A 24,432-nucleotide genomic window follows, 5' to 3' on the forward strand; every position below is an offset into this window, starting at 1 on the left:
GATTAGCGGCCTTGTACGATTTCTTTTAGTACTCGATCAATATCGGCTTTTTTTACCTCTTTGCTAACAACAGGAAAACCGATTGACTGAAGGAGAATCCAAGAATTAACACCTTGAACTCTTTTTTTGTCTAAATCAAGGGCATGGAAGATTGCTTGTTTAGAAAACCCTGTAGCGGTCAGAGGTAATGAGTATAATTGCAAAATGTGTTTTAATCTTTCAATCGCAGATAGTGGAAAAGCCAATAACCAATTGGAGAGCAAACAGGCAGCATGCATTCCGATAGCAACGGCTTCCCCATGCAAAAGATCTTTATACTTGTTGGCTGCTTCTAGGGCATGTCCTAGAGTATGGCCAAAATTGAGAATAGCTCTTTTCCCAGTTTTTTCTTGTTCGTCTTCACTTACTATTTTTGCTTTGATTTCAACACTTCTTTTTATCAGATCAAGGAGATTGGCTTCCTCTTTTTTTTCAATCTCCTCCAGCAACTTTTCCTCAGCAATCATTCCGTATTTGATGACTTCAGCCATACCTGCACTGAGGAGCCTTGGTGAGAGCGTATGCAAAACTTCTGGATCGATCCATACTTCAAGTGGCTGATAGAAAGAGCCAATTAAATTTTTTCCTTGGGGAAGATTAATGCCTGTTTTTCCTCCAATAGAACTATCAACCATTGCTAAAAGGGTTGTAGGAATGAGAATGAAAGATATTCCTCTAAGGAATATAGAAGCAGCAAATCCAACGAGATCGCCTGTAACACCCCCGCCCAAAGCTAGTAGCGTACTTTTGCGATCCAACTTCATATCTGCAAGCCTTTTGACAATTGCTTCAAGAGTCCTAAAACTTTTTGATTTTTCTCCCGAAGCAATAGAAATAATCTCAGGTTTGAAGCCATAGCCTTTCAGTGAATCAACTATTTGAAGGGCATAAGTTTTGACTGCTTCGTCATGTAAAAGAACGACTCGGTCTTTCAAACCTAATTGGGAGGCAAGCAAACCACTTGACTGTAAGAGGCCTCTGCCTATCCGAACCAAATAGTTTCTACTTGGGGTTGATACCCTTATAATAAGATTTTCGTTATTCATGAGTAGTGAAGTGATCTTTGCTTAGAATGGTCGTGGGGAGATTTATTAAATTTCAGTTTTAAGGAGTCTTGAGGGAGCAGAGCAGTTAACTCCTGCAAAAGGGAAGGCAGATGAGAAGGAAAAACATTTACCTTAAAGGTTTCGCCGGTGGTGATTTCGCATACGAGTTCTTTTGTTAGATACCTTAATACAACAGGAGCATTGCCTGGATGCTTTAAAAGAATATCGTGCAGCTTCTTCCAGTGGTTTGGGGTCCAGTTTTCTTCAGTAATGGTCAAATAAAGCATGGGTTTTAAGTGCTCAATAGCTTCTTCTATGGTAAAAAGATGTGAAGATCGAATCGAAACAATTTCTTCTTTTTTATTTATCTGACCATCTACAATAAAAGCCTTTGCTCCCCATTCACTGGAAGGAGTCGATTGAAATGTGTCGGAAAAAAGAATGACTTCGATATGTCCAGTCTGATCTTCGAGCATAAGCTTCACGTAGGGTTTTTTGGATTTTTGGGAAGTCTTTCTCTCAATTTGAGTGATAATTCCAGGGATGTAAAGCCGAGTATTATCAGCCAGCTCTTGAAGCTGGGAAATTGGGATTTGTTGGAATAACTTGATCAGAGGAATCCATTCATCAATTGGATGACCACTTAAATAGATTCCTAATAGTTCCTTTTCCCATTGGAGCCGAAGGTTCAGTGGATACTCTTCGGCTATTCCAGAAGCATTAGGATTATTCTCTTTGGTTTCTTCAAAAAGACTCTGTTGGCCACTTAACCTTTCTTTGGAAGTTTTGTTTCCCGCAGCCATTGCCTCTCCAAGACTCTCAAGCAATTCTTTTCTACTTTTTCTAAGGCTATCACAAGCACCCGATTTAATCAGACTTTCTAAGAACTTTTTATTTAATGGACAGTCAAGATGCGCACACAGGTCATACAGGGAAGTAAAATCGCCATGTTTTTTCCTTGCTCGTACTATTGCTTCAGCAACAGACTCTCCTACGTTTTTAATTGCTGAAAGTCCCCAGCGGATCGCTCCATTTTCTACTGAAAAGCGTACCTCGCTTTTGAGAATATCGGGGGGTAAAACGGCTATACCCATTCGTCTGCATTCGGAAACAAGTTGGGAGATTTTTTCGGTGTCTCCTAACTCGTTAGATAAAAGCGTGCAAAGGTAAAATACAGGGAAGTTTGCTTTGAGATAAGCAGTAACATAAGCCAAATAACCATAACAGGCGCTATGAGCTTTATTAAAACCATAACCAGCAAACTTTTCCAGCGTTTCGAAAATCTGGTTCGCCTTTTCTTCAGGAATGTTGTTTTTTTCCTTACATCCTTTTACAAATAGGCTTCGGTGCTTTCGCATTTCTTCAGGCTTTTTTTTACCCATGGCTCTTCTCAGAAGATCTGATTCTCCTAGAGAATAACCGGCCAACACGCTAGCCGCTTGCATGACTTGTTCCTGATAGATCATAACCCCGTACGTATCCTTTAGAATCGGTTCTAAAAGAGGATGATCATAGGTTATAGGCACCTTGCCTAACTTTCTCTCAGCATACGCAGGAATATTTTCCATTGGTCCTGGTCTATAAAGGGCTACTAGAGCTATGATATCTTCGATATTTCCTGGTTTAAGTTTTTTAGCTAGCTCAACCATACCTGGTGATTCCAGCTGAAATACACCTATGGTCCATCCAAGGCCCAAAAGCTCGTATGTTTTCTTGTCATCAAGGGGAAAACGATTTGGGTCAAGAGTTTGATTTTCCCCGCATTTTTTTATAAGCTCCAAACATTCAGAAATGACAGTTAGCGTTTTTAGCCCTAAGAAATCCATTTTCAGCAGTCCGATTTCTGAAATAGGTTCCATGGACCATTGAGTCACTATTTCCTCATGATCTCCGCGAGAAAGAGGGACAAAATCGAGCAAATCTCCATCAGAAATAACAACCCCAGCTGCATGCACTCCGGCCTGTCTAGTTAATCCTTCCAGTTTGGAGGCGATATTAAGAACTTCTTGGCATTGTGGATCATGAGCATAGAGTTGTTGAAGGAGCGGATTAAGTTCTTTGGCTTTCTCTATGGTCATTGACGAGTCAGTTGGGATCATCTTGGCAATACGATCCGCTTCTTGATAGCTTAGGCCCAGCACTCTAGCAACATCTCTTACCGCCATCTTTGCTCCCATCGTCCCAAAAGTAATAATTTGGGCGACAGATCTCTCCCCATATTTTTTCCTGACATAATCAATAACCTCTGAACGGCGGTTATAACAAAAATCGATGTCAATATCAGGAGGCGAAACCCTTTGTGGATTGAGAAATCTTTCAAAGACCAATCCATACTTTAAAGGGTCAATATCAGTGATTTCTAGGACATAGGCTGTTAGGCTACCTGCTGCACTGCCTCTCCCTGGACCTACAGGAATGCCTTCTTTTTTGGCATAATGGATAAAATCCCATACTATTAAAAAATAACTCGAAAAACCTGTCTTTTCTATTACGGACAGTTCATAATCCAATCTTTCTTTTATTTTCTCCTTTTCCTCTAAGTTCCTGTCGCCAAATCTTTTTTCTAAGCCTTCATAACAGAGCTTTTTTAAATATTCTTTTTGACTATAGGGAGCAGGAGGATGATAGGCAGGAAACCGGTTTTTACCTAACTCAATGGTAACATCACATTGATTGGCTATGGTCAAAGTGTTTTCTAGTGCTTGAGGATATTCCTTAAAAAGCTCTTCCATTTGTTGAAGGGATTTGAAGTAAAATTCAGCGCAAGGGTATTTCTTTCTTTTACTATCATTGATCTGGCTGGCTGTTCCAATACAGAGTAAAACATCATGGAATTGTGAGTCTTCTTGCTCGATGTAGTGGACATCATTAGTAGCAACCAAAGGCAGTCCCAAACTCTTAGAAAAATCAGCGAGCACTTCTCTTATTGTAGCTTCTTCTTTTAAGCCATGGTTTTGTATTTCTAAATAAAAACAATCGGGCTCAAATAGACGGCTATACTCTTCGACAAGGTTTTTAGCTGCTTTGATATCTTCTTCCAAAATCTTTTGTGGAATCTCCCCATTCATGCAGCCACTCGTACCAATAATCCCTTGGCCACATTCTTTAAGCAGAGCCCGATCGATTCTGGGTTTGTAATAGAATCCTTCTAGATGAGATAAGGAAATAAGTCTTAAAAGATTCTTATATCCTTGTTGATTCTTAGCTAAAAGAGTAATATGGTAGATTTTCTCTCTGCTGCCTTTGCGGTCAAATCGGCTTCCAGCAGTTATATAAGCTTCACAGCCGATGATGGGTTTGATGTTTTCTTGAATGCAAGCTTTGTAAAATTCGATCGTCCCGTAAAGATTTCCATGATCAGTGAGCGCTACCGCTGGCATGCCCAACTGTTTAGCTTTGTTGACGATGTCTTTGATTCGAGCGGATGCATCAAGAAGACTGTATTCTGAATGGAGATGGAGATGAACAAAGCCATCACTCATAATAGCTATAGATTAAGGCAGTTTTGCTTCGACCAAAAGATTTTTTGGGATTTCTTCAACAAAACGTGAGGGGAGATAAAGAGTTTCTCTATAATTAAAAGATCTGCTGCGGGGATAACATAGAAAAAGTTGATCTTTTGCCCGGGTTGCAGCGACATAAAAAAGTCTTCTTTCTTCTTCAAGGAGGGCTGCATGCTTTAACGAATAATTGGAAGGGAATAGTCCATCGCATAGCATAATTAAAAAAACTATTTTCCATTCCAATCCTTTGGCTTGATGGATCGTACTTAAGCGCACCCCATTTTTTTCTTCCTGGGATGTATCCACTCCCGTTAGCAAGGAAACCTGAGAAAGAAAGTCTTCGGTGGAATCGTAATTGGAAGCAAAACTAATAAGCCCTTCGATATCTTCGAGTCTTTTCTGATAGCTTTCATAAAGGACTTTTAAATACTCCATATACACTCCATTAAGAACAGCTTCGAGTTGTTTTGAAGGATTATTTTCATACTCTTTAGAAGCTAACATTTTTTGGAGCTCTAACCAATTTTTCCATGCCCTAGATGCGACTTTGGGGGGGCTGAGTTTTTCTATTGAACCGGTGATAGTTATATATTCTTCCCAAAGCTTTGACACCGTTTTTTGTCCAACTCCAGGAAACATTTTTACAATTCGTTTGAAAGCAGTTTCATCGTATGGATTGATGTAAAATCGTAAAAAGGCACAAATGTCTTTTATATGAGCTTGTTCAAAAAAACGGATGCCACTAGTTATTTCAAAAGGAATCTTTCTGCGAGTCAATTCAAGTTGGATTTCTAATGCGTGAAAATGGGCTCTATAGAGAATAGCGATTTCGTTATAATCGATACCCTGAGCTTTAAATTTTTCGATATAATTTGCAATCTCCATTGATTGAGTGGCAGCCGTTGAACAGCAAAGCAGAAGTGGCTTGCTTTCTTTGAGACTTTTCCTAATGGCTTTTAATTCTTTTGGAAATTGGAACTGATTGCCTTCTATGGCTGCATTGGCTAAAGCTAAAATTTCGGGCGTGCTTCGATAGTTTGTCTTTATGTTAATGACTAAAGCTGAAGGGTATTTTTTGGGGAATGTAAGGATATTTTCAATTTCTGCACCGCGCCAGGAATAAATGCTTTGAGCATCATCTCCTACCACCATGACTTGATGAGAGTGTTGAGCGATCATATCGATGAAATCTGCTTGAATCCGACTAGTATCTTGATATTCATCGACAAGAATGTACTCAAAATAAGATTGATAAAAGCGGCAGATCTTTTCATTTTCTTGAAAAAGTTTTACCGTATAGGATAGGAGATCGTCATAATCTACAAGCTGAGACTTTTTTTTCCGTTCGTTGAAGAGTTTCTGAAGCTTTGAAATGTCTTCAGTATAAGCAGAAAAATGAGGGAAAGACTCATCGATGATTTTCCAAAGAGGCTTTACTTTATTGACTGATAAAGAGAAAATTTCAAGGAGAGCTTCTGCAGAAGGAAAAAGTCTGCCGCTATGCTGTATATTCAATTCTTGAATACATTCAGACAATAGACTTAGGGAATCTTCCCTGTCTATGATCGTAAAGTTTTGCTCGAAACCTATGGCTGTAGCGTGATTTCTTAAAAACCTATTGCAAAGATGATGAAAAGTCCCTCCCCATATTTTGGAGGTATCAGTTCTTACAAGCCGATCAACTCGGTGGAGCATTTCTCTAGCAGCCTTATTGGTAAAAGTGGCTAGAAGGATGTGGTCGGGTTTGATTTGTTTTTCGATCAAATAGGAAACCCGATAGGTTAAAGTACGAGTTTTTCCGCTTCCAGCTCCTGCAATAACTAGGATTGGACCAAGTGGAGCGGTTGCCGCTTTTCTCTGTTCTTCGTTGAGTTCAGATTCGTAATCGATCACAGGCTTCTTTTCTTTATCTTTTTTTGTAGTTTTGTATGGAAAAATACTAGTTACGGTTTTTTAAAAACCTTTTCTCGGCACATCTCTACCTATTGAAAATGAAGAAATATAAGAATGAAAACAATATAGTACAATTCGACTTTTTTGTTGGTAAAAAATAGCAAAGGAAGAGATTTTACATGCTAAATCGTGGACCAAGATAGAGTTCTCTTGTGATGGGATCGTTAATTAAAAATTCACTTGTGCCGTGGCTCATGACTTTTCCTTCATATATAAGATAAGCACGATCAACGATGGATAGAGTTTCTCTGACATTGTGGTCTGTTATGAGCACACTAACGCCCCGTTCTTTTAAACTTAAGACAAGCTGTTGCAGATCATAAACAGCCAGTGGATCGACTCCACTAAAAGGCTCATCAAGCAGTAAAATCGAAGGGGAGGTTGTTAATGCTCTTGCTATAGAAAGCCTCCTTTTTTCACCACCACTCAAAGACATCGCAATGGTTTTTTTTACTTTCTCCAACCCAAAATCACGAATAAGTTCTTCGAGCCGATGCATTCTCTCTTCCTTGGATATATCCAGAAATTCAAGAATAGCCATGAGATTTTCTTCTACCGTTAGCTTTCTAAATACCGACTCTTCTTGGGGAAGGTATCCTAATCCTTTTCTAGCTCTCTTATACATCGGCATTTTTGTTACATCCTCATTTTCAATAAATACCTTTCCTTTTGTCGGCGTCACTAAGCCTACAAGCATATAAAAGGTGGTTGTTTTTCCTGCCCCATTAGGACCTAAAAGCCCTACAATTTCTCCTTTGTTAACAACAAGATCCACACCATTAACCACTTTTCTTCCACCATATTCTTTCACCAGTTGAACAGATCTAATGAGAGCTTCACTACTTACTCCTTTGGAGGATGGGCCTTTGGAAATCAGTTGGGTAGTGGACTTGGTAGAGGGAGTTTGACGTGGTTGTTCTAAAGATAAAGGAGAAGCATTGGATGGGAAAGCGGAGGGCAGTTGGGTTTTTTGTTTAAAGGTTTTTAAGGCCTCACTCAAGGAATGAGAACGCATAGTATTGGTATAAAGACCATTTGGATTTTTAGATAACTCATTGGTGGAAGAAGAAGAACTATTGCCACTATATTTTGTATTCATTATAGAAAAGCATGTGAATTAGCATTTAGAAAGTGATACTTTACAATACTATTTTTTGCTCAAAAAATGTAATTATGCCATAGATACAATGCATTCTACCAAGTATCATTCAATCCAAAAAGGAGTTTTTTAAATGAATAGATTGAAGGCAAAAGAAGGGCTTTTTGTTGTTCATTTGTTTTTTTCGATCGACCATTGGAAAAGAAAAGGCGGGCATTTTCATCCAGATTTTGAAGTTGAAGTCGGTTCTATAGTTGACCGAATTAAAAACGAAGAAGGTTTTCAAATCGCAACTTTTTGTATGCTGTGCCATTGTGACATTGGATTTATGATTCTAGGACCTGATTTGCATAAAATGCAGGAGTTTGAAAAGAGGCTTACAAAAACTTTTAGCTTAGATGGTTGGAACCTTCATTATTCTTTTTTTTCGATGACAGAAAAATCCGAATATACTACGACAAGAGCAGAGTTTGAAGAAGAATTAATTTCTTCTGGAATTCAACCTGGAACAGAGGATTTTTTGAACCGAATGAGTGCTTTTGAAAAAACTATGGAGTATTATACCACTGTTCGGCTCTATCCCACTTTGCCTAATTATCCCTTTTTCTCGTTTTATCCAATGAGGAAAAAAAGGGAAAGCAGTCAAAATTGGTATGCTCTTGGATTTAAAGAAAGGAAGGAGTTGATGAAAGGCCATGCGATAGTAGGTAGAAAATATAGTGGGAGGGTTGTTCAGTACATCACTGGATCTACGGGGCTGGATGATTGGGAATGGGCGGTAAGCTTATATGCAAACGATCCATATGATATTAAGTCGATCGTTTATGAAATGCGTTTTGATCCAGTGAGCGCTAAATTTGCAGAGTTCGGTTCGTTTTATTGTGGTCTGCAGATGTCTTTAAATGAAGCAATAAAAAGAGTTCAAAGATAAGAAACAATCAAAGAAGTTTTCAAAATGCATGAAAGAGGCAAAAATCATCCTTTATGTAAAAGAAGGCTGTCCTTGGTGTGAGGAAGCTGAAGATCTTTTAAAAAAGTTTGGCATCACTTACCAGCGTATCGACGTCTTGAAGGACAAGGCATCTTACCAGCGGATGGTAAAGATTTCTGGCCAATCCAGAGCTCCTACATTGGAATGGGAAGATGATGTTCTTGCCGATTTTGGAGGAAAAGAACTTTTGGATTTTTTTCACAAAAAAAGAATAAAAGACACAACCGGGAAGCACAGATGAGGGAAGGGATCAAAAATGACTTCTCTTGCTCTGAATTAGATAATGAGGTTAATTGGCAGGATTAATGGATAAAGTGGAATAACAGTTATGCCTAAAATCATGCATCTATTTGCTTCGGTGTGGATACAAGTTTTAATTACTCCTTATCCTTACTGGATAGAATAGGTTCTCCTCGTTTGATTTTTTCGAGGTCTTCTTTGATTGTTTTTCTTTGTTCAGCTGAAAGATAGTCAATAAAAAGTTTTCCCTGTAAATGATCGTATTCGTGCTGAATAGCAATGGCAAGAAAACCACCGGCTTCAAATTTTAGAGGTTTTCCATTGAGATCGTAAGTATTGACCTCGACTCTTTTCGACCGAGGAACATCAATACGAAGTCCTGGAAAGCTTAAGCATCCTTCATTGCTTATTTCTTTGGATCGGGTGTATTTTAAGGTAGGATTGATAAGAAAAAGCGGCATATGCTCTTCGACTGGAACAGGTTTTCCGCCAATAAGCAAGGAAGAAGGAATTTTAGAGGCGCTGACATCAACAACGGCAAACTGAAGGGCTTTACCTATCTGTTGAGCAGCTAATCCAACGCCTTTGTAAAAGGCCATGGTTTCAAGCATGTCAGAGGCTAAATCTTTAAGTTGCTGATCAAAGGCGTCGATGGCCTTTCCTCTTTTTCTCAGAATCGGATTATCGTACAGTATAATGTTTAATATCATAATGGAAACAAAATTAATTCTGGTTGGTTTTATCCTCTTCTGCAGTAAATGTAGGTAAATTTGGAATTCCTGCAAATTTGACTGCATCCATTACTTGTATGATTATTTCGAAAGGTGCATTTTTGCTTGCTTTTAAGGCAATTTTGGTATCGGGATTTTCAGTAATTGTTTTTTTCAATAGTTCTCCGAGATGCTCAGGTTCTACAGGTTTATTATCTAGAAAGATTTTCTTGTCTTCGGTAACGAAGATAATTTTAGGAAGATCGGATCTTACAGGTTTGGAACGCACTGATTTAGGTAAATCGATTTTAACGGCAGGTTCTTCTCTTTGAAAAGTAGTTGTTACGACAAAAAAGAGCAAAACAATGGATAGAATGTCGATTAAAGAAACTAAGTTAATTAACGGTCTTCGATTACTTTTAGGTCTGAATTCCATGTTTTGTTATAGAAAAAATATTTTTGAAGGTTTCAATATTCAGGGGTAGGGGCTTCCGTATAAATTTTTGCTAAAAGCTCAGAACAGATATTTTCCATCTCAATAGCATAAGCTTCGACTTTTCTAGAAAAAAGGCTATGAGCGATTAAGCAGGGAACCGCGATTCCCAATCCTGCAAGGGTAGTATGAAGAGCTTCAGAAATTCCATGAGCTATTGCCGCTCCTTGGGTTGCCATGCCATGGGTTCCGACATTACCAAAGATAGTAATAAGTCCAGATAAGGTGCCTAGCAAGCCAAGCAAAGGGCCTATTCCCACAATAATTTCCAAAATAACTAGTCCCTTTTCTAATTGAGCTATTTCAGAGCGGGCTTTGACTTGAAGAGCTTCAGAATTCTCGAATTTCGACCAAGACATATTTTGTAGACAAAGATAGACGAGCCGACTCAAAGTGGACTTTTGATCCTGACAAAGTTTTTCAATGCGTTCGGGATTTTCTCCCCACCCAAGCTCTTCAATGGCTTTGACCAATTTCTTTGGAACAATTTTCGAGCGACGTAAAGAAAAGGACCTTTCCAGAATAATTGCTAGTCCGATAATCGAACAAAGAATGACGGGATAGATGAATAGACCGCTTCCTTCGATAAAATTCTTTATGGCAAAATAAGATGATAATTGGTTCCAGTTAAAAGAGATGGCAAACGACATAAGCTCTCCTCAAGCGATATTATTCAAAAAAAATAGCACTGTTCTTTTATTAGTAAATGGTAAAGGTAATTTCTTCCCAAAATCCATCTCCAATCTGTCCTTTCATGGCTTCAGAAAAAGGACCAAAAGGGGCCGATAAACGAATAGAATCAAGAGATATCGATCTTAAAACTTCGGTTATGCCATCTTCACTAATAACTTGGAGACTGCTTATAGTACCATCGGATTGGACATAAAATCGAACTCTGACAGAGCCAATGGCAAGCAACCCCATACTTTGTTCTACTTCTAAGTACCATCTGGAACCAATAGCACGATAAAGTCTTGCCTTATATCGACCAAGCTCAGTTTCACGTGCAGAAGGAGAAACAGGCCCTAGTTCAGCTGTACGTCCTCCTGAGATTTGCATTCTATGCTTTTCAAAGGATTCAGGAGAAGGAGGGGGATTGGGAGGAGGGCTAAATTGGGAAGAAGCTTTGGGTTGACTGGAATCCGTTTGTTTGGCAGTGGGAGAAGCTTCAGTTGCACTTTTTGAAGTTTCCTTATCGGTGATTTTTGATGGTTCTTTGGGGGTTTTGTTCTGAAAGGGCATGAGAGGATCTCCGTTCGGATCTTCTTTCTTTAAAAACTCTTCAGATGGTTTGTTAATCTCTTTGAGAAGTTTTTCTAGTACTTTGGAGGGATTGTCTTCGGAAGGCTTCTCTGTAGGGGATGTCTCTTCAGATTTTGTAGTCAGTTTTTGATTGTCTTTCTGGAGGAGATTTTCTTTAGTCTCTTCCTTAGATTTATTTTCAATTTTGGCTTCATTGTTGGAAGAAGCTTGATTCTGTTGATTTTCTTGTTCAATTTGTTTTGTAGGAGGTGCTTGTTTTTGAGCTGGAGTGGATCGGCCGTTAGGTCTTGGAGGTGAGGGCCTTGATGCAGGCTGATCAATATAGCTCATCGATGAGCGTGGATCTCCAGAAAGTTGAGGAAGAGGAGAGTCTGGTTTTTGCGGAGCTTCTTGGCTCCTTAAGGCGGTGGAACGATCAGATTGAAGGAGAGCGTGGGGATCAGGATGATCTGTTTTTTGCCATTCTTCGGTAGGAATAAAACTTTCAGGTTGGACCATTTCAAGCATGGTTAAGGTTGGGGGTGGAGTATCAGGAGGAGGACTTTTTGGAAAAAATTGTTTTAAAATTCCAGATCCAAGAAATAAAGTAATGGCCAAATGAATAACAAAAGAAAGGAGAAGGAAACCTCTTAGATGTGATTTTTGTTTAGTCACAATAAACAATGCTTTATGGCACAAAAAATATTTTGCACATTAAAAGAGAAAAGGCAAAGTATAAACGGTTTCTTTTAAAGATCAAAAACGAGGATTTGACAAATAGGCGTTTTAAACATTACTCTAAAACCAGCGAGGAGTTCTAGAAATGGATGGAGAGCAAAAAAACATAAAAAGTGAAAAAATTACTGTTGAAAGAAAGAACTTCTTCTTTGATCTAAAAGAAAATGGAAGGGGGAGGTTTCTTCGAATTACTGAAGATGTAAGAGGAAGAAGGGATGCAATTATCATTCCTGCACCTGGATTGGAAGAATTTAGAAAAGCACTCGATTCCATGATCGATGCTTGTAAGGATTCTTCCAATGCAACGGCCTAGAGGGTCAAATTGGTTTGAAAGCTACGATTGCTGTTAGTCCAACCAACTTGACGCAAGGGGACGGCTTATACTTATCTTATGGTTTTTCTTTAAAAGAGAAAAACTGATGGGCAATTTTACTAAAGGTATTAGTGGCGCTGGCTGCTGATTATGATCGAAAATAAGATCGCCTGCAACAATGAAGCAAAGATGACAATATTTAAAAACAATGCAAAGCCGATTGCATCAAAACCGGATATTTTTCATAATTTGACAAGTCAACTCAAAGACTATCTTGGCTGGATAGACAGGGAAATTTTAAACCAAGCGGAAGAATTTGATGCAGGGGTTGTTCCGTTCTTTCGCTATGTTTTAGAGAGTGAAGGCAAGAGAATTAGGCCTCTTCTTGTTTTGCTTTCTGCAAAGGGAAGTGGAGGGATAATAGAGGATCATCTTTACCTGGCAGTTGTTGTCGAGATGATCCATTTGGCGACTCTTGTCCATGACGATATCCTTGATGGGGCTTCGATGCGTCGAGGACTTCCTTCGGTGACTTCCAGATGGGGATCAGAAATTTCAGTACTTCTTGGTGATAGCCTGTTTGCTCAGGCTCTTAAGGTATGTTGTCGGCTGCATCCAGACATTATTAAAAGTGTGGCTAATGGTGTCTGTGTGGTTTGCAGTGGAGAGATTCTTCAGACAAGAAGACGATTTGATTGGAATTTATTGGAAGAGGAGTATTTAAAAATCATTCAAATGAAAACAGGCGAGCTCTTTCGTATTCCATGTGAACTTGCCGCAAGACTGAATTCGGCTTCCCAATCTATTTCCGAAGCTTTGGGCAGATATGGTCAAGCACTAGGATCTTCCTATCAAATTTATGATGATTGTTTGGATCTTTTCGGAAATGAAGAAAATGTGGGAAAGACATTGGGAACAGATTTAGGAGGAGGGAAATTGACTTTGCCGATCCTTTATCTTTACCAACAAGGCTCCGAAGAAATGAAAAGAACCATTGTCGAAATTTTTGAAAACGGCGTCTCTGAAGATTGGGAAAAAATTCAATTATGGATCGTAAAGGAAGGAGTTCTCCAAAAGACATTTCAGACGGCTATGAATTTCCTTGAGCAAGGGAAAAAAGAGCTAGATCCCTTACCTGAAAGTGATGAGAAAGAATATTTACTCGATGTGAGCAATATTTTAGGAAAGCATTTAGCAGAACTTGTTAATGCCCAGTCAGCATTATAGTTTATTTATTTTTAATTTGTAAAATGGGAAGGATCTTATGAAAAGGACATACCAACCCTCAAAAAGAACAAGAAAAAGACAGTATGGGTTTTTAAATCGCTCAAAGACTAAAGGTGGTCGATTAATATTAAAAAGGAGAAGAAAAAAAGGAAGATGGCGGTTAATCCCTAAAAACACCGAACGAAAATTTAGTCGCCACACTTCTTCGTGATTTTTTCAGAGCGCTTTAGCTTTTAGTATATTTGATGGTCTATTTTGGTTGCTCAACCAACTTGAACAATAAATTACCGCGGCGACTCATTGCTAAAAAAAAAGACGAAATTGCTCTCTTTTTTTCTCATGGGAAAAAGTTTTCTTCTCCTTTTTTTATCCTTTTTGTTTTACCAAGAGAAACCGATTCTTTCCCTAAAGTTTTTTTTGCAGTTTCGAAAAAGATCCGCGGAGCTGCCAAAAGAAACCTTATTAAAAGAAGAATGAGGGAGATATTTAGACAATACGCCCCCTTTAAGCTTGCGCCCTACTCCTTTGGTTGGATTGCAAAAGAAAGGGTTTTGACCGCAAATTTTAAAGAAATGAGAAAAGATATGATCGAATTAGGAGAAAAAGCGATACATTTTTTTAATAGAGTATGAAAAAAATAATTTTTTTTCTTTTATCCTTTTATCGGTATGGCCTAAGTTCGATTCGTCAAACTTTTGGAATTTACGGTGTTTGTCGGTATTATCCAACCTGTTCTCAGTATTGCAAAGAGGCGGTACAGAAACACGGGGTGATAGTAGGGCTACTGCTCGCATCCAAAAGGTTGCTAAGATGTCATCCTTGGGGAGGTAGAGGATGGGATCCTGTTCCCGATGAGGTAAAAATCTCTCAGAAAAAAATCAGGATAAAAAAATAAGTTTCATCAAGACCAAAAATTTTTTTTAAAATGGAAAAATCTCTTCTAAATATCGATAAAAGAAAAGAATCTTGGTTTTTCTTTAGTAATTAACAAACTATTGGTTATGGACAAAAAAGGTTGGATTGGTTTTGGTATTTGTCTTGTTTTGCTTTTGGTTTGGCAAATCTACGTGGAATATCATTACGTTAGGAATCAACCAAGTCAGAGTGAGCAATCCCCTTCTTCGCTTCCACAGTCTTCTGCCTCTGAGGAGCTTTCCACCAACGCGCCAGTTCCTAAGGATCATGAGGAAAGCCCCGTTTTAAGTCCCCTTGAAAGTTTCGAAAAATCGCCTGCTCTTGGAAAAGAAACGTTAAGTTATCTTGAAAACGATAAAATTCGTGTAGCTTTGACTTCATGGGGAGGAGCGATTCAAAATATTGAACTAAAAGAGCACTTTTTTCGAACTCCAAAAGGAAGAGAAAACATTCTTTTAAATCGTTTTGATGAAGAACCTCTACTTAATCTCTCTGGCTGGGATGGGAAGTATCATCTTAGTGGATATCAATCCGAAACTAAAGAGGGGAAAGTCATTTTTAAAAGAGATCTTTCTGGAGGAGTAAACTTGGAAAGGGTTTTTTCTCTTGGCCAAGATTACCAGATTATTATGGAACAGCGGCTTGTCAATAGATCTTCCGCTCCAGTAAGTCTTCCAGCATCAAGACTCAATATAGGTTTGGCTTCTCCAATCCATGCGAAAGATGCGATCCAGAATATCGCTGCTAACTGGCTCACTCTCAAAGGAGCTCGATTTGGTCGTATTGGCCTTCCAGACTTCAATCCTGCTGGCTTCTTAGGATTGTTTTACTGGAGAGGTCCACGAACCGTTATTACTAGTCCAACAGAATCTCTCCGTTGGGCCGCTGTTAAGAACCAATATTTTACCATTGTTGTTATTCCTCCATCGAGTCTTCCTCCCTTTCAAATTGAAGCTATTCCCGTGGAGCTTTCCCAATTTCCATCGGAACAGGAAGGCCAAAACCGTATACCTGTAGGTCTGAAAGCCTGGGCTCGTTTTTCTGAGCTATCCTTAGAACCTAACTCTATATTAAGCGTTCAGTTTAAAGTTTATAGTGGTCCTAAAGAATATGCCCGACTTCACAAACTTGGTGATCATATTGATAAAGTCATGGAGTATGGCATGTGGGGATGGGTGGTGAAACCCTTGGTGTGGTGCATGGTCCATTTTCACTCTTTCGTACCTAATTATGGCTTAGACATCATTTTATTTACCTTGCTACTGAAAGGGATTTTTTGGCCGCTTCAATCAAGCGCAAACCGCAATATGAAAGCTATGCAAGCGCTTTCTCCAAAACTCAAAGAACTTCAAGCACGCTACAAAGATCAGCCTGATAAGATGCAAGCAGAAATGATGAAGCTTTATAGAGAATATGGAGTGAATCCTCTTGGTGGTTGTTTACCAATGCTAGTTCAAGTACCCATTTTTATCGGTTTTTATACGATGCTTCAGGGTTCTGTGGAATTAAGAAACCAATCTTTTTTATGGATTAAAGATTTAACGCAACCAGATACTGTTTATCATTTGCCGATGCTTAACTTGGATATTAATCCTCTGCCATTAATAATGGTTGGGACACAAATTCTTCTATCTCGGATGACTCCTCAAGCTTCAGACAATCCGCAATTAAAAGTTTTTCAATGGATGCCTGTCTTTTTCCTTGTGTTTTTCTATAATTTTGCTTCGGCTCTATCACTTTACTGGACAGTTAATAACTTAGTGACAATTGTACAAACTTATAGAAATTTGAAAAAACCTCTCCCTGTTTTACACCGAGTTAAGAAGCACAAAGCCTCTCATAAAATTTCGTTGTTGAAATAAAATCATTCATTTTAGGTTTTAATAGAAATAATGGAAAGAGTTGAAACGGATTTTCTTGTCATTGGAGGAGGTATAGCAGGATTGTTTTTTGCCCTGGAAACTTCACGTTTTGGCAGAGTGGATGTCTTACTAAAAGGCAGTTTTACTCATTCCAGTTCTTGGTATGCTCAAGGAGGAATAGCTTGTGTAAGTTCCCCACAAGATTCATTTGAGTCGCATATTTCTGATACACTCAAAGCTGGAGATGGATTGTGCAAGGCCGACGTTGTTAAATCTTTTGTCGAAGAAGCACCTATGCGGATAGCAGACTTAATACGCCTTGGTGTTCCATTTACAAAGAATGCAGAAGGAAATTATGACTTGGGATTAGAAGCGGGACATTCTCATCGAAGGATCTATCATGTTAAGGATCACACGGGAATGGCAATTATTGAAGCATTAAAAAAAGAAGCAAAGAAAAGGAAACAAATTATTCTATGGGAAAACCAATGGGCTATTGATCTTATTATCATCGATAAGATTTGTTTTGGGGCCTATGTTTTTGATAAAACAAAAAAGATTACCAGACTTTTTATTTCACCTCATACGTTGTTATCCACTGGAGGCTGCGGAGGAATTTATCTCCATACGACAAATCCATCGAGTGCTACAGGTGATGGAATTGCCATGGCGTATCGAGCTGGAGCTTTGTTGAAAAATATGGAGATGATTCAATTTCATCCTACCTGTTTTTTTCAACAAAGTTCCCAAAAGTTTCTGATTAGTGAGGCGGTAAGAGGTGAAGGAGCAAAAATTATAAACCAAAGCGGCGAACATTTTTTAAAGCATGCGGATCCGAGGGGAGAACTAGCACCCAGAGATATTGTCAGTCGAGCAATTTTTTTGGAAATGAAAGAAAAAAATATTCCCTATGTTTACTTGGATATTCGGGGAAAACAAAGAGAATGGTTAGAGGAAAGGTTCCCTTATATTTTTTCCTATTGTTTGAGCCAAGGGATCGATATGTCTAAAGATCTTGTGCCCATTGCTCCGGCTGCACATTATCAGTGCGGAGGTGTAGCTACAGATACTTATGGAAGGACTTCTATTGTTGGATTATGGGCAGCAGGAGAGGTGGCCTGCACTGGGTTTCATGGAGCAAATAGGTTAGCGAGCAATTCTTTGTTAGAAGCAATTGTCGTAGCTGGAAGAGCGGCAAAATCTTCAATAAGCCAAAATAATGTTTTAAGATCGGGTAGTTGTTGGGATTTTTCGTATTGTCCTGTGGTTGAAAAAAATGAGCAAAGTGCCAGCGATATCTTGATAATTATCGAGGAAACAAGAAAATTAATGTGGGATTGTGTTGGTATTGTTAGATCAGTTGCTGGACTGGAAAAGGCAAAAAAGGAAATTGGGCTGAAGGTCGATTTTTTCAAAAATAAAGAAAAAAAAGAAGAAATAGTATCCTTACTCGAAGTCAAAGCGAAGAATATTGCCTTGGTAGCAGCTGTTATTATTGAAAGTGCTCTGCAAAGAAAAGAGAGTAGAGGAGCTCATTGGATTGTTGATTATCCAAAAAAGTTAGATGTACCTCAAGACACCTGCGTTTCACTTTCTTCTCTATAAATTATAGGAGCTGTTTCATTTTTTAATATATCTGTAAGCAAAATAAGTAATAATACCTATATTAAAAGTAGCAAAAAGATGATATAGAATTGACAATTCTTTAAAGAAACTTATCTTCATTGCTAAAAGATGAACAACAAGCGTCCTAAAAGGGTAGTTGTTATACCGACCAGGAATTCGGAAGCTGCCCGGTTGGTAGAAAACATTTTTAAGTGCAAATGGACAGTTTCGGTCCTGGATTTGATTTGTCAGAATATCTGTAGACCAGGTCAAATGAAAAAAAGTATTCCAGGTATAACAACAAAAGTTCTTAATGATCTTTTGAAGAAGCTTTGTGAATGGAGAATAGTGGAAAGAACTGTTTATCCCACTCTTCCGCCAAAAGTGGAATATAAACTAACATCTTTTGGTCAAAAGTTTATGAAAGTGTTAAAAAGTGTAGAAGAATTACAAAAAGAAATAGAATTTAATAAGTCTTACGCAAATACTGCTGAATCAGAAACTGAAATTTGCTCCTTTCGCAACGGCTGTTCATGATTGAGGTTAACTTTCAGCTATAATTATCCAAGCATAGCCCTCCTATCCTAGGGAGCCCTTGCTCAGATCATGTCTTAGTATGGTTATCCACAAAGCTCTTTTCTATTCGCTTAAGCTTTGCTCAAAAGCCACAAACGAGCAAGTCTGACACTTTTTTAACGCACAAGGATCTGATCTCCATGTCCCATTTTAGGATCGGCGTCTTTTGTAAACATAATTATAGCAATAGCTCCAGTCAAAGCCTCCTTCATAGAATGCGTCACTATAGCATTAGCTCCTTCTACGGGGGAAATGAGATCGAAAATGGCTCCATCCCCTGGTCCAACAGTAAAAGATTGAAGGCCATAGAGAACATTTTTGGGATTTCCTGAAACATAGACCCTGTCCCAAATGCCGGCTATTGGATGAAAAGAAGCAAACTCATTAGGACCAGCGTTGACAAAATATATTCTAACTCTTTCTCCAGGTTTTGCTTGTAACCAAGTGGTTGCTCTTTCATCATGTACTGGATCATACTTAAACTTACAAAAATTGAATCCGACAAAATCCCATTTGCTCTCCATCAAACTTTTTTCGTCATCGGGATTGGAATAAATCTCTGATTGGACAAGAACGTATTCTCTATCAGCTTTGGGCATAGCGTTTGCATTCTTTGGATCTACTATAATTACTCCAAACATCCCTCTTGCAATATGTTGAACCATGGGATCGGCACCGCAATGATAGAAAAACACTCCCGGATAGTTGGCTTTGAATGTGTAGTGCTTTGTTTCCCCAGGTCTTATTTGGCCAAAATCCTTAGCAGCATCTAATTGAGCAGCATGAAAATCCATAGCATGGGATTTCTTGTTTGTTATTTCATTAATCAATGTGAAATCAACAATATCTCCTTCGGTCACTCTTACTAAGGGCCCTGGCACTTGTCCATTAAATGTCCAGGCTGGGTATTTGGTTCCTTTATTATCAATTACAACATCAGCTTCTTTTCCATGGAATGTTACTGAAACTGTTTTTGCCATTCCTATCGAAATGGTACAAACAGCTATGAGTGATGCCATTAGGTGTTTTATGAATCGCTTTTTCATTTCTCCTCCTTTTTGGTTTGAATTATTTGCTTTCTCCTCCACAATTACAGACATGTCTTAAGTAATCTTTTAATTCATAAATTTCTTGCTGTGTAAGGACTTTACCCCAAGCAGGCATAAGGATTGATTTTTGCACAGAAATCCCGCCATAAGTAATGGCTTTTATAATTTCTTCGTCAGGAATTTTTCCCATTTCTTTAGGATCTGTGTGATCCCTCGGTTGGACAGTCATAAATTTGGAATTAATTCCGGTTCCATTTCTTTCTATGCCATGGCATTGGACGCAGTAAGTGTTATATACCTTTTCTATTTTAGCCCATCTAGCATCTTCGGCCCTTGCCATAGGAGGAATAAAGGAAGTAGGCAATAGCAGCACAAGAACAAAGAGAAGAGAGCGTTGAATCCGTTTGGTAAAAAGATCGATTTGATCCATTCTTCTCATTTTCCCTCCTTTTGTTGAGATCTATGAAGACTCATGAGATAAGATGAAAGTCTTTGCAGATCAGCTTCTGCAAGCTCAAGCTTAGGCATCCAGATATGTGGCTCAAACTTTTGGGGATCTTCAATAAATGAGTATATGAAATCTCCTTGCAGTCGGTCACCTGCATCATAAAGCTCTGGCCCAGACAGCCCTCCTCCACCCTCTTTTGTGGCATGACAGGCTGAACAACCTCTTAATTTACCAAAAAACATAGCACCAATCGAAGGATTGACGGGTTCGTTTTTAAATTTACCAGGAATAATCAACCCTTCGGGTTTTAAACTCATTAAAGCATTAGCGACGGATTCTGCCTCATTAGGAGAAAGTTTTGGATGGGGGCTTAAGGATGAAACATCTATTTCATCTCCGTTAGGACCCTTTTTAATATGCTTAAAATAAAATTCTCCCGCTGGTCGAATGACAGTTGGTTGTTGTAACCATTTTACCAGCCATTCTTTTTGGAATTTTAGACCAGCATAGTAAAGATCGGGTCCTTTTCTTGTCCACAATCTTTCCAATGAATTGTCAGTTGGTTTGGTGATGGCATGACAGCTGGAACACTGAGTTTGCAGTATCTGCATTCCATCGTCAGCAACGAGCCAATTGATAGCTAAATAGAAAAATAAAGAAAGAAAATAAAAATAACCAATTTTCATTTTTATTGGGGGGCAGGTTCTCCTTTAAATGCTGGATTTATGAAAAGGCCATAGGGTTTTTTGATCGATTCTTCATAAAAAAAGTCAGGAATGAATTTTTTGTCTTTCCACTCATACCAAGAATCAGTTTTTTCGACCTCATCGTATTCGATCACGGTCATGATTCCTCCCATTGGATTGCCGCCATTGGTGGTATGGACATCCACATGATCGTGAACCATCCAACGGCCAGGATTATCTGCATACATAAACAGATCATATCTTTCTCCAGGAGAAATAAGGACTGTATCAGCTTCAATAGGATTTGGAAGAAAGTGCCCATCTTTACAACCAATCAAAAACACATGACCGTGAATGTGGAGAGAATGCACGGTATCACTTGTTGCAAAAATCCTAAAACGGATGAAATCTCCTTTTTTTACCCTGATTGGTTGGGTTTCAGGATAGCTTTTACCGTTAATTGTAAAATAGTCTTCGACATCTCCTGGAATGCCTCCATATCCAGGTTTTCTTGCCCAGTGTGAGGGCCAACTACTAAGCATCAATATAAAATCTTTAGTCACCTTTTTTTCTAATTGGTTGGGTTTGGGGGGATCGACAATCAATGGCCCCCACATTCCTCTCATCGATACATGCTCATTGACATTGACATGACAGTGATACCAATAAGTCCCTGCAGGTAAGGCCTTGAAATGATAAGTAAAGGTGTCTCCAGGTTTTATTTCAGGCTGAGTTGTATTTGGTACACCATCCATTTGCCAGGTGCCGGTTTGAAGAATTCCATGCCAGTGGATCGTATGTGGCAGAGTAGTTAGGTTGGTGACTTTGATCGTTAAGTCATCCCCATATTTAACATGGATAAGGGGGCCGGGAACCTGGCCATTGAATGCAAAAGTGTGGAATTTTTGATCTTTGACCAGAGTAATAATTGTATCTTCTATAGTGAGCTCAAAAGTACGGGATTCACTATGGAGAGTCTCGCTAAATCCCTTAAAGTACAATAGGAGTGCAAAAAGAAAGAGAAGTAGTTTTTGCCATGTATAAATGGCGCTCTTGAACCATTGAGTTCTCTGAAAATCCATGGGTAGATAAAAATCATTTTAAAGAGGAAAAACAAGTAGGCACAATTTAGGATGATAGTTACTTTTTGGTTTTAATAGTTGATGCGCAAAGAAATATTTTTTAATAAATTTTAGAAATAACAGAAAATCCTTATTGGGTGACAAAGAGAGAAAGGCAACCCGGCCTATAGCTCTTGGGCTTTGTCCTCGGTGCGGGTATGTCCATTCCAAGAACCGCATAGGGGATAAGTTTGTATGCCGGCATTGCGGATAGGTGAGCTATGTGGATAGGGTTGGCGCATACAACCTCAGAGAAAGGCTCGGAGATCCGGCAATAAGCCTATGGAAGCCGTAGAAACGGGTGAAGGTGATCATTTTGTCGAGGTTTACCCAACGGCATGGATAACCGCTCGGTAGGAATCCAGAGGAGGAGGGCTGTTCCGGAGCGGTAGACTCCCGGATCTGGCATTCCACGCTCAATGGACACAGTGCGGAACAGAAAGTCAGGGAATAAGCCGACTCTGGCTTGCTAGCACCACGCCAGACTACCGAAGAACGAAACGGACTTGGCAATACCGAGGGGACTCGGGACAAAACCAAGGCAAAAAGAACGAACTTGGGTTAGGCATAAGCAAGTCCCGAGTATGTTTTTAGGAACAGGAAACACTCTAGGTTCAATAATGATAGTGATAATAAACTTTTGACCACGACATTCTTCCAAGATTTAATCCTTCTATCTTTCCTTCCCCGAGGTTTTCTTGATTTTTCAATGCAGAGGGTGGAGAGAAGGGGGGCAATGAAATTGCTTTTTCTTGTTTTTTTTGAGGCTGCTTGATCTTTGCAAAAGACTCCATTAGTCCTTTTCCAAGAGAGGTTTCTTCTTCCAATTGGATCAAAAAAAAGGGCGGTTTAGGAGAAGTTGGCAAGGCTGTATCCCATCTCCAATTTCTATTCGAATAGAAAACTAAGCTTGGCTCTGTATATCCCGAGGCATAGTTTATGGATGTAGCGGGCATATTTTTAAACATAGCAGAGAGTCTTATGGTGAGGGAAAGAAGCCGTAAGTCTTTGGATAAAAAAGAGAGGGAAGAAGCAAGTAAAGCATAAAGGAGGGCCATAAGGAAGGCAGAAGGAATAGAGAGGGAACGATTTTTTATATACGAAAGCAGTGTGAAACCAAAAAGAGATAAAACAAGGAACACCAAACCTCCAAGAATTGGAATATCCTTCAATGAGGTGCCTTGAGGCCATCCTTGATAAAGGCAAAAAAATATGAGGCTCAAAGCAAGGATTGCAAATAATCCAAGAAAAAAGAGAGCAAAAAGAAAAGAAAATCTGTTTTGTTTGGCTTCGCCAATGCCTTGGGCTATTAACAAGAAGTAAGCGGGAAAGCCTGGCATGATATAATGGGGAAGCTCTGTGGCATAGAAAGAAAAAATGAGAATAGGAGCTAGAAACCAGGAAAGCAAAAAACTATTCTCCATTGACCAGTTTTTCTTTAAGGCTTCAAAAAAAAATCCGAAAAATGCGGAGTGTGGATAGAGGCTTATTAAGGAAGATATAAAATAATAAAAAGGAATGAACGGACGATTATCAAAAGCTTCTATACCTCTATGAATAATGTGTTCTTCAATGCCTATTTTGAAAAAAAGCCCTTTTGTTTCGATCAATGCTGGAATAGCCCAGCAACTGATTATTGTAAGGCACAACAACGAACCTAAAATTGGAGAAATATTGCCAATCGGTAAAGGTTTTTTCCAGAAAACAAACCGGTGAAGCAAATAAGTAATAAAGGCTATAAACCAAATTATAGGTCCTTTAGCAAGAAAACCGAGTGCAAGAGAAATCCAGAAAATAAAAAACCACAAATGAGACTTCTTTTTAAGTAAATTTAAAAAAGCCCATTGAGAGAGTGTTCCAAAGAACACAAGGACCATATCGGCGGTGGCTAATCTACCATGGATAAGGGTCTGTACGGAGACAATAAAACCTATAGGTGCCACCCATCGGATGGAAGAACAATAGCGATTGCTTATGCTATAGAGAACAGTGGCTAACAGTGAAGCAGAAAGGATCGAAGGGAGTCTAGCAGAGAATTCATTAACTCCAAACAATTGATAAAAGAAGGCCATTAACCAATAAATTAATGGTGGTTTATCCAACCTGAATTCACCATTAAAGAAGGGAACGATGAAATCTTGTTTTTGAAGCATTCCCCTTGCAGCCTGTGCAAATCTTGGTTCATCACGATCAATTAATGGGAGCGAATAAGATCCGGAGGAAAGAAGAAAAAAAGCAAAGAAGAATAGGAAGAGGGGTGGCAAAAAAAGCCATTGTTTAGAATGATAAAAAAGATTTATCCAATGGAAGAGGGGTGGGATTTGGTTTTTTCCCATATGAGAAGGTCTGTTAATGGAATCCATTTGTTGGATGCGTTATAATTAGAAAGAATTAAGAATAATAACAGAGAACAATCTGATAACAAGATTATTTGGCTATTTGAAATTACTCAACGAAGCATTATATTTGAGATGAAAAATAAATTTTCTTTTTTTAGTAAAAAAAATCTATTGACTAATATGGGAGAGTGAATAGGATAAACTCCCTACGATAAAGCAAAATTTTAAAAAATTGTT

The 24,432-nt window shown here is 38.8% G+C and carries 23 protein-coding genes; 10 read left to right on the plus strand and 13 right to left on the minus strand.

Annotated elements, in window-relative coordinates; all coding sequences use genetic code 11:
- Positions 1–2: 2 nt before the first annotated feature.
- From aroB to lptB, 4 genes are all read right to left on the minus strand, one after another.
- Positions 3–1,085, minus strand: coding sequence for a 3-dehydroquinate synthase (gene aroB, locus QOL44_RS04955; RefSeq protein ID WP_009058923.1), 1,083 nt, complete (start codon positions 1,083–1,085; stop codon positions 3–5).
- Positions 1,082–4,567, minus strand: coding sequence for a DNA polymerase III subunit alpha (gene dnaE, locus QOL44_RS04960; RefSeq protein WP_009058922.1), 3,486 nt, complete (start codon positions 4,565–4,567; stop codon positions 1,082–1,084). The genes aroB and dnaE overlap by 4 nt, the downstream gene beginning before the upstream one ends.
- Positions 4,568–4,579: 12 nt before the next feature.
- Positions 4,580–6,481: an ATP-dependent helicase gene (locus QOL44_RS04965; RefSeq protein ID WP_009058919.1), complete on the minus strand. Its 1,902-nt coding sequence runs from the start codon at positions 6,479–6,481 to the stop codon at positions 4,580–4,582.
- A 175-nt stretch (positions 6,482–6,656) separates the two neighbouring features.
- Positions 6,657–7,370, minus strand: a complete 714-nt coding sequence (gene lptB / locus QOL44_RS04970; RefSeq protein WP_045086916.1) for an LPS export ABC transporter ATP-binding protein — start codon at positions 7,368–7,370, stop codon at positions 6,657–6,659.
- Between the two features lie 403 nt (positions 7,371–7,773).
- Here lptB and QOL44_RS04975 point away from each other — a divergent pair, with 403 nt between their 5' ends.
- On the plus strand, positions 7,774–8,571 hold the full coding sequence (locus tag QOL44_RS04975) for a chlorite dismutase family protein (RefSeq protein ID WP_009058916.1): 798 nt from the start codon (positions 7,774–7,776) through the stop codon (positions 8,569–8,571).
- 28 nt (positions 8,572–8,599) lie between these two features.
- A complete protein-coding gene (locus tag QOL44_RS04980; RefSeq protein ID WP_009058914.1) occupies positions 8,600–8,872 on the plus strand; it encodes a glutaredoxin family protein in 273 nt (90 codons plus the stop codon).
- A 136-nt stretch (positions 8,873–9,008) separates the two neighbouring features.
- On the opposite strand, the gene def is transcribed toward QOL44_RS04980, so the two are convergent.
- From def to QOL44_RS05000, 4 genes are read right to left on the minus strand one after another with little or no spacing between them, the layout of a single operon-like run.
- The gene (gene def, locus QOL44_RS04985) at positions 9,009–9,581 is read right to left on the minus strand and encodes a peptide deformylase (protein WP_009058913.1); all 573 of its coding nucleotides are present in this window, start codon (positions 9,579–9,581) and stop codon (positions 9,009–9,011) included.
- A 13-nt stretch (positions 9,582–9,594) separates the two neighbouring features.
- On the minus strand, positions 9,595–10,017 hold the full coding sequence (locus tag QOL44_RS04990; RefSeq protein WP_009058912.1) for an ExbD/TolR family protein: 423 nt from the start codon (positions 10,015–10,017) through the stop codon (positions 9,595–9,597).
- A gap of 32 nt (positions 10,018–10,049) precedes the next feature.
- Entirely contained in the window at positions 10,050–10,724 is a 675-nt protein-coding gene (locus QOL44_RS04995; protein WP_009058910.1) for a MotA/TolQ/ExbB proton channel family protein, read from the minus strand.
- Between the two features lie 49 nt (positions 10,725–10,773).
- Entirely contained in the window at positions 10,774–11,991 is a 1,218-nt protein-coding gene (locus tag QOL44_RS05000; protein WP_009058908.1) for an energy transducer TonB, read from the minus strand.
- Positions 11,992–12,139: 148 nt separating this feature from the next.
- Between QOL44_RS05000 and QOL44_RS05005 the strand changes: the two genes are divergently transcribed.
- The 8 genes from QOL44_RS05005 (at position 12,140) to QOL44_RS05040 (ending at position 18,513) form a co-directional block, all read left to right on the plus strand.
- On the plus strand, positions 12,140–12,367 hold the full coding sequence (locus QOL44_RS05005; protein WP_009058904.1) for a PUR family DNA/RNA-binding protein: 228 nt from the start codon (positions 12,140–12,142) through the stop codon (positions 12,365–12,367).
- A gap of 189 nt (positions 12,368–12,556) precedes the next feature.
- Complete coding sequence (locus tag QOL44_RS05010; protein ID WP_228343208.1) at positions 12,557–13,594, plus strand: polyprenyl synthetase family protein; 1,038 nt, start codon at positions 12,557–12,559, stop codon at positions 13,592–13,594.
- Between the two features lie 37 nt (positions 13,595–13,631).
- Positions 13,632–13,805 carry a 50S ribosomal protein L34 gene (rpmH, locus tag QOL44_RS05015; RefSeq protein WP_079199465.1) on the plus strand — a complete coding sequence of 58 codons (174 nt, stop codon included), beginning with the start codon at positions 13,632–13,634 and terminating at the stop codon, positions 13,803–13,805.
- A 61-nt stretch (positions 13,806–13,866) separates the two neighbouring features.
- Positions 13,867–14,226 (plus strand): ribonuclease P protein component, encoded by a 360-nt coding sequence (gene rnpA, locus QOL44_RS05020; RefSeq protein ID WP_228343207.1) that lies wholly within the window; start codon positions 13,867–13,869, stop codon positions 14,224–14,226.
- Complete coding sequence (gene yidD, locus QOL44_RS05025; protein WP_009058898.1) at positions 14,223–14,489, plus strand: membrane protein insertion efficiency factor YidD; 267 nt, start codon at positions 14,223–14,225, stop codon at positions 14,487–14,489. Before rnpA ends, yidD begins: the two co-directional genes overlap by 4 nt.
- Positions 14,490–14,595: 106 nt before the next feature.
- Positions 14,596–16,371 carry a membrane protein insertase YidC gene (gene yidC, locus QOL44_RS05030; RefSeq protein ID WP_009058897.1) on the plus strand — a complete coding sequence of 592 codons (1,776 nt, stop codon included), beginning with the start codon at positions 14,596–14,598 and terminating at the stop codon, positions 16,369–16,371.
- 30 nt (positions 16,372–16,401) lie between these two features.
- The gene (gene nadB, locus QOL44_RS05035; protein ID WP_009058894.1) at positions 16,402–17,976 is read left to right on the plus strand and encodes an L-aspartate oxidase; all 1,575 of its coding nucleotides are present in this window, start codon (positions 16,402–16,404) and stop codon (positions 17,974–17,976) included.
- Between the two features lie 129 nt (positions 17,977–18,105).
- Positions 18,106–18,513 (plus strand): winged helix-turn-helix transcriptional regulator, encoded by a 408-nt coding sequence (locus QOL44_RS05040; protein WP_009058892.1) that lies wholly within the window; start codon positions 18,106–18,108, stop codon positions 18,511–18,513.
- A gap of 155 nt (positions 18,514–18,668) precedes the next feature.
- Here the strand turns inward: QOL44_RS05040 and QOL44_RS05045 are convergent, their stop codons facing one another.
- The 5 genes from QOL44_RS05045 to QOL44_RS05065 form a co-directional block, all read right to left on the minus strand.
- Positions 18,669–19,598 (minus strand): multicopper oxidase domain-containing protein, encoded by a 930-nt coding sequence (locus QOL44_RS05045; protein ID WP_045086914.1) that lies wholly within the window; start codon positions 19,596–19,598, stop codon positions 18,669–18,671.
- 22 nt (positions 19,599–19,620) lie between these two features.
- Positions 19,621–20,040, minus strand: a complete 420-nt coding sequence (locus tag QOL44_RS05050; RefSeq protein WP_009058888.1) for a c-type cytochrome — start codon at positions 20,038–20,040, stop codon at positions 19,621–19,623.
- A complete protein-coding gene (locus QOL44_RS05055) occupies positions 20,037–20,735 on the minus strand; it encodes a c-type cytochrome (RefSeq protein WP_009058887.1) in 699 nt (232 codons plus the stop codon). Before QOL44_RS05055 ends, QOL44_RS05050 begins: the two co-directional genes overlap by 4 nt.
- 2 nt (positions 20,736–20,737) lie before the next feature.
- Positions 20,738–21,817 (minus strand): multicopper oxidase domain-containing protein, encoded by a 1,080-nt coding sequence (locus QOL44_RS05060; protein WP_009058886.1) that lies wholly within the window; start codon positions 21,815–21,817, stop codon positions 20,738–20,740.
- Between the two features lie 653 nt (positions 21,818–22,470).
- Complete coding sequence (locus QOL44_RS05065) at positions 22,471–24,192, minus strand: ArnT family glycosyltransferase (protein ID WP_228343206.1); 1,722 nt, start codon at positions 24,190–24,192, stop codon at positions 22,471–22,473.
- Positions 24,193–24,432 lie beyond the last annotated feature (240 nt).

The organism is Candidatus Methylacidiphilum fumarolicum, assembly GCF_949774925.1.
GTDB lineage: Bacteria > Verrucomicrobiota > Verrucomicrobiia > Methylacidiphilales > Methylacidiphilaceae > Methylacidiphilum > Methylacidiphilum fumarolicum.